The 4,456-nt window shown below is 63.4% G+C and carries 7 protein-coding genes; all 7 read left to right on the top strand.

Features of this window, described 5'->3' with window-relative positions:
- On the top strand, positions 1–641 hold a 641-nt coding region (locus EOA36_RS28665; protein ID WP_281040086.1), incomplete at its 5' end, for a flagellar basal body rod C-terminal domain-containing protein.
- Positions 642–644: 3 nt separating this feature from the next.
- Positions 645–1,688 carry a flagellar hook-associated family protein gene (locus EOA36_RS28670; protein WP_127280388.1) on the top strand — a complete coding sequence of 348 codons (1,044 nt, stop codon included), beginning with the start codon at positions 645–647 and terminating at the stop codon, positions 1,686–1,688.
- A 32-nt stretch (positions 1,689–1,720) separates the two neighbouring features.
- Complete coding sequence (gene flaF, locus EOA36_RS28675; protein ID WP_127280389.1) at positions 1,721–2,068, top strand: flagellar biosynthesis regulator FlaF; 348 nt, start codon at positions 1,721–1,723, stop codon at positions 2,066–2,068.
- Positions 2,065–2,508: a flagellar biosynthesis repressor FlbT gene (gene flbT / locus EOA36_RS28680; RefSeq protein WP_127280390.1), complete on the top strand. Its 444-nt coding sequence runs from the start codon at positions 2,065–2,067 to the stop codon at positions 2,506–2,508. Before flaF ends, flbT begins: the two co-directional genes overlap by 4 nt.
- Positions 2,508–2,915 (top strand): flagellar hook assembly protein FlgD, encoded by a 408-nt coding sequence (gene flgD / locus EOA36_RS28685; protein WP_127280391.1) that lies wholly within the window; start codon positions 2,508–2,510, stop codon positions 2,913–2,915. The genes flbT and flgD overlap by 1 nt, the downstream gene beginning before the upstream one ends.
- A 12-nt stretch (positions 2,916–2,927) precedes the next feature.
- The gene (gene fliQ, locus EOA36_RS28690) at positions 2,928–3,194 is read left to right on the top strand and encodes a flagellar biosynthesis protein FliQ (protein WP_013893193.1); all 267 of its coding nucleotides are present in this window, start codon (positions 2,928–2,930) and stop codon (positions 3,192–3,194) included.
- A gap of 176 nt (positions 3,195–3,370) precedes the next feature.
- The coding region (asnB, locus tag EOA36_RS28695; protein ID WP_127280392.1) for an asparagine synthase (glutamine-hydrolyzing) at positions 3,371–4,456 on the top strand (1,086 nt) is incomplete at its 3' end.

Raw genomic sequence — 4,456 nt, forward strand, 5'->3', positions numbered from 1 at the left:
CGATTGCCGGCCTGCTGCAATTGCGTGACGGCGTCGCCTCGACCATGCAGAGCCAGCTCGACGAAACCGCGCGCGGCCTGATCACCGCCTTTGCCGAAACCGCACCGTCGATGCCCAACGCGGCCGGCCTGTTCACCTGGCCGGGCGCACCGGCGGTGCCAGCCGCAGGCACGCTCGTCGATGGCCTTGCTGGAACGATCAAGATCAATGCCGCGATGGACCCCAGCGCCGGCGGCAACCCGACATTGCTGCGCGATGGGGGCGCCAACGGCGCCGCCTACGTCGCCAACACCACTGGCGGGCCTTCATACTCCAATCTTCTGGTCGCCTATGGCGACCAGCTCGACAAGCCGATGACGTTCGATCCCTCGGCCGGGATTTCGGCAACCTCCAGCGTTGCCGACTACGCCGCCAATTCGATCGGCTGGTTGCAGGGCATTCGTCAGCAGGCTTCGACCGCCGCCGACGCCAAGGAAGCCCTGGCACAGCGCAGTGCCGATGCCTTGTCCAACGCAACCGGCGTCAATGTCGATCAGGAAATGTCGCTGATGCTCGATCTCGAGCACACCTATCAGGCATCCGCCCGGATGATGAAGACCGTCGACGACATGATGACGGCGCTGTTGAACGCGGTGGGATAAGCCATGACCTTCGTCTCCTCTGCTGCCCTTACGAATGCCATGCGCTATCAGCAGATGCGCATGCAAGCCGATCTCGTCAAAGCCACGAAGGAGTCCTCGACCGGCAAGGTCGCCGATGTCGGTCTGGCACTTGGTGGACGTACCGCCCAGTCCGTTACCTTTTCGCGCGACCTCGACCGGCTCAACGTCATTGTCGATTCCAACGGACTGGTGGCCGCCCGGCTCTCGTCGACCCAGACCTCGCTCGGCCAGCTCTCCAACGTCGCGCAGACTTTCCTGTCCAGCCTGACCACCGCATCGTCGGGCGACAACTCAGACAGCCTGACCCAATCGACCGGCCAGACAACTATCCAGCAGCTTACGTCGATCCTCAACACGAGCGTCAACGGCGAATATCTGTTCGCTGGCACCAACACCGACGTCAAGCCGATCAACGATTTCACCGCCGCCGGCTCTCCCGCCAAGGCTGCCTTCGACGCCTCCTTCGTCGCCAAATTCGGCTTCACGCCCGCTGACCCGCTCGCGGCCAACATCACCGCGGCCCAGATGGACGATTTCATCACCAACTATGTCACGCCGCAGTTCCTCGGCGCGGGCTGGCAGACCAACATGTCGAATGCCACCGACCAGCAGATCGTCAGCCGCATCGCGCTCAACGAAACCACCGAGACCTCGACCGGCGCCAACAACGACGGCATCAGGAAGCTCGCCATGGCGGCGGCCATGGTCTCCAGCCTGATGTCCACCAATATCAGCCAGGCGGCAAAGGACAGCATCATCGACCACTCGCAGAAACTGGTCGGCGAGGCGCTGAGCGGCATCGCGCAGGTCCAATCCCAGACCGGTATCGTCCAGAAGCGCGTGTCCGACGCCAGCGACCGTATGAAAACGCAGATCGACCTGTTCGAACGGCACATTCTGGATCTCGAAGCAGTCGATCCGGCGGAAGCCGCGACCCGCGTCGCCGACCTGACGCAGCATATCGAGACGTCCTTTGCTCTGACGGCGCGCCTGCAGCAGCTCAGCCTGTTGAATTACCTGACCTGAAAGCACTCTGAACCGGAACGGTAGAGCCAACGATGTACCAATTCTCCTACGCCGACGTCCAAAGCACCTCCGTCACGGACGCCAAGGACCGCGAGCGCGAGCTGCTGACCCGCTCGATCGACATGCTGTCGGCTGCTGCGGCGGCCGGCCGGGATTCGATGGAGGCCGTGGAGGCACTGAATTTCACCAATCGCGTCTGGACCGTCTTCGTCGAAGACCTTGGCTCCAGCGACAATGCGCTCCCCAAGGAATTGCGCGCCAACCTGATTTCCATCGGCCTGTGGCTGCTGCGCGAGGCGGAGGACATCCGCCAGGGCCGCACCGACAATTTCGAGGGGCTGATCGAAGTATCCCAGATCATCCGCGACGGCATTCAATGACCAACACGCTGAAGATATCACTGAAGCCCAACGAGAAGATCTACATCAACGGTGCGGTCATCCGCGTCGACCGCAAGGTCACCGTCGAGCTGATGAACGACGTGCAGTTCCTGCTCGAGAGCCACGTGATCCAGGCCGACGAGGCGTCGACGCCATTGCGGCAGCTCTATTTCATCGTGCAGGTCATGCTGATGAATCCCGCTGGTGCCGATGAAGCGCGCGAGATGTTCCGCCACTCGCTGCCGCTGCTCATTGCAAGCTTCGAAGACGCCGAGATCGGCAACGCGCTGAAACAGGTCGACCGCATGGTCGGCGAGGATCACATCTACGAGGCCTTGAAGGCGATCCGTTCGCTTTATCCTCTCGAACGCCGCGCGCTTGGCGGCAATGACGACGTTCCGGGCGCCGCGCGCCCGCTGGCCGTGGGAGCACGATACTAATGACCGTGGACATGACGACTTCGATACCGGTTGGCGCCAACCAGACCACCACGCAGACCGCCAAGACCGCCGTCGACTATAACTCGTTCCTGAAACTTCTGATCGCCGAGATGAAGAACCAGGATCCGACCAAGCCGATGGATTCGACGCAGTACGTCGCCCAGCTCGCCACCTTCTCGCAGGTCGAGCAGTCGGTTCAGACCAACACCAAGCTCGACCAGATCATGCAGTCGTCGGCGCTGTCGCAGGCCGACGCTCTCATAGGCCGCAACATCACCTCGGCCGATGGCAAGACCACGGGCACGGTGGCGTCGGTGACGCTTGGCAGCAACGGACTGATCGCAGTGCTGCAGGATGGCACCACGGTCCCCGTCGGCGCGGGCGTGTCGATCAAGCCGGCGAGCTAGGCCAACCGCCACATGAATGAGGCCGACGCTCTCGACATCGTCCAGTATGCGGTGTGGACGGTGCTGACCGCCTCCGCGCCGGTGGTGCTGGTCGCAATGGCGGTCGGCATCGGCATCGCGCTCATCCAGGCACTGACGCAGGTCCAGGAGATCACCTTGACCTTCGTGCCGAAGATCGTCGCCATCATGCTGGTGGTGGCGCTTACGGGTCCCTTCATCGGCGGCCAGATATCGGCTTTTACCAATGTCATCTTCGAGCGCATCCAGAACGGTTTCTGATCTGGAACCTTCCGGGACGGTGCGGCTTCCCTTCGGAATGCCCTGAAAGCGGCGGCCCGCTTGCGGTTGAACCGGTTCCGGCTAGATTGCCGTGTTGGCCACTCCCGGCCAGGCGATCGTTTTGTCCCAATGGCTTCTCGCAGAACCCCGGACCAGCCCAGACCGGCCGGCACGCCATGTGCGGCATAGCCGGCGTCTGGCGCAAACGCGATCCGATCAGCGGCGGCGACATCGCCGACGTCAACAGCATGATGCAGGCGCTGGCCCATCGCGGGCCCGACGACCATGCCAGCTGGAACGAGGGCCGGCTGGCGCTCGGTCACCGGCGGCTGTCGATCATCGATCTGTCCGCGCAGGCGCGCGAGCCCATGCTCACGGCCTGTGGCAAGGGCGTGCTGGTCTACAATGGCGAGGTCTACAATTATCGCTCGCTGCGGGACGCGCTGGAGGCTGAGGGCAGGCGGTTCCGGACGGTCTCGGATACAGAGGTGGTTCTCGAAGCGCTGCATCACTGGGGGCCGGACAAGGCGATCCCGATGTTCGACGGCATGTTCGCCATCGCCTATTTCGACGCGCGTGCCGGCGCCCTGTGGCTCGCGCGCGATCGTCTCGGCATCAAGCCGATGTCGGTGGCCGAGACGGGCGAGCGAATCCTGTTCGCCTCCGAGGACAAGGCGATCCTGGCCTGCGATGGCGTTGCACGGAGCGTGGATGCGCGCGAGATCACCTTGCGCCTTGCCTGGCAGAGCCGTGACTCCTGTTCCAGCCTGTTCCAGGGCATAGAGCGGCTGCCGCCGGCAGGCCTGTGGAAGATCAGCGATGCCGGCATTGAGAAGCGCTGTTTCTGGCATGTCCTCGATGCGCTCGACCCCGCCCGCATCGTTGGCGATACGGCCAGCGACGCCGAGCACATGGCAACGCTGGAAGCGCTGATCAAGGACAGCGTCGAGCTCCATTGCATCGCCGATACCAGCCTGGCCGCGGCCTGCAGCGGCGGTGTCGATTCTGGTCTCGTCACCACGCTGGCCAAACGGTTCAGGCCGGAGATGACGGCCTATGTCGTCGATCCCGGCATTGGCCACAGCGAAGCCGATGACGCCGAGCGCACCGCCAGCCAAGCCCATGTGCCGCTGAACAGGGTGCCGGTCGACAAGGACCGGTTCCTCGACCTATGGCCGAAGACCATCTGGCATCTGGAAAGCGACGGTTGGCATGCAAGCCATGTCTGCCTGCTCGCGCTCGCCGAGCAGGCAGACATGGCT

This window comes from Mesorhizobium sp. M8A.F.Ca.ET.021.01.1.1 (assembly GCF_003998025.1).
GTDB lineage: Bacteria > Pseudomonadota > Alphaproteobacteria > Rhizobiales > Rhizobiaceae > Mesorhizobium.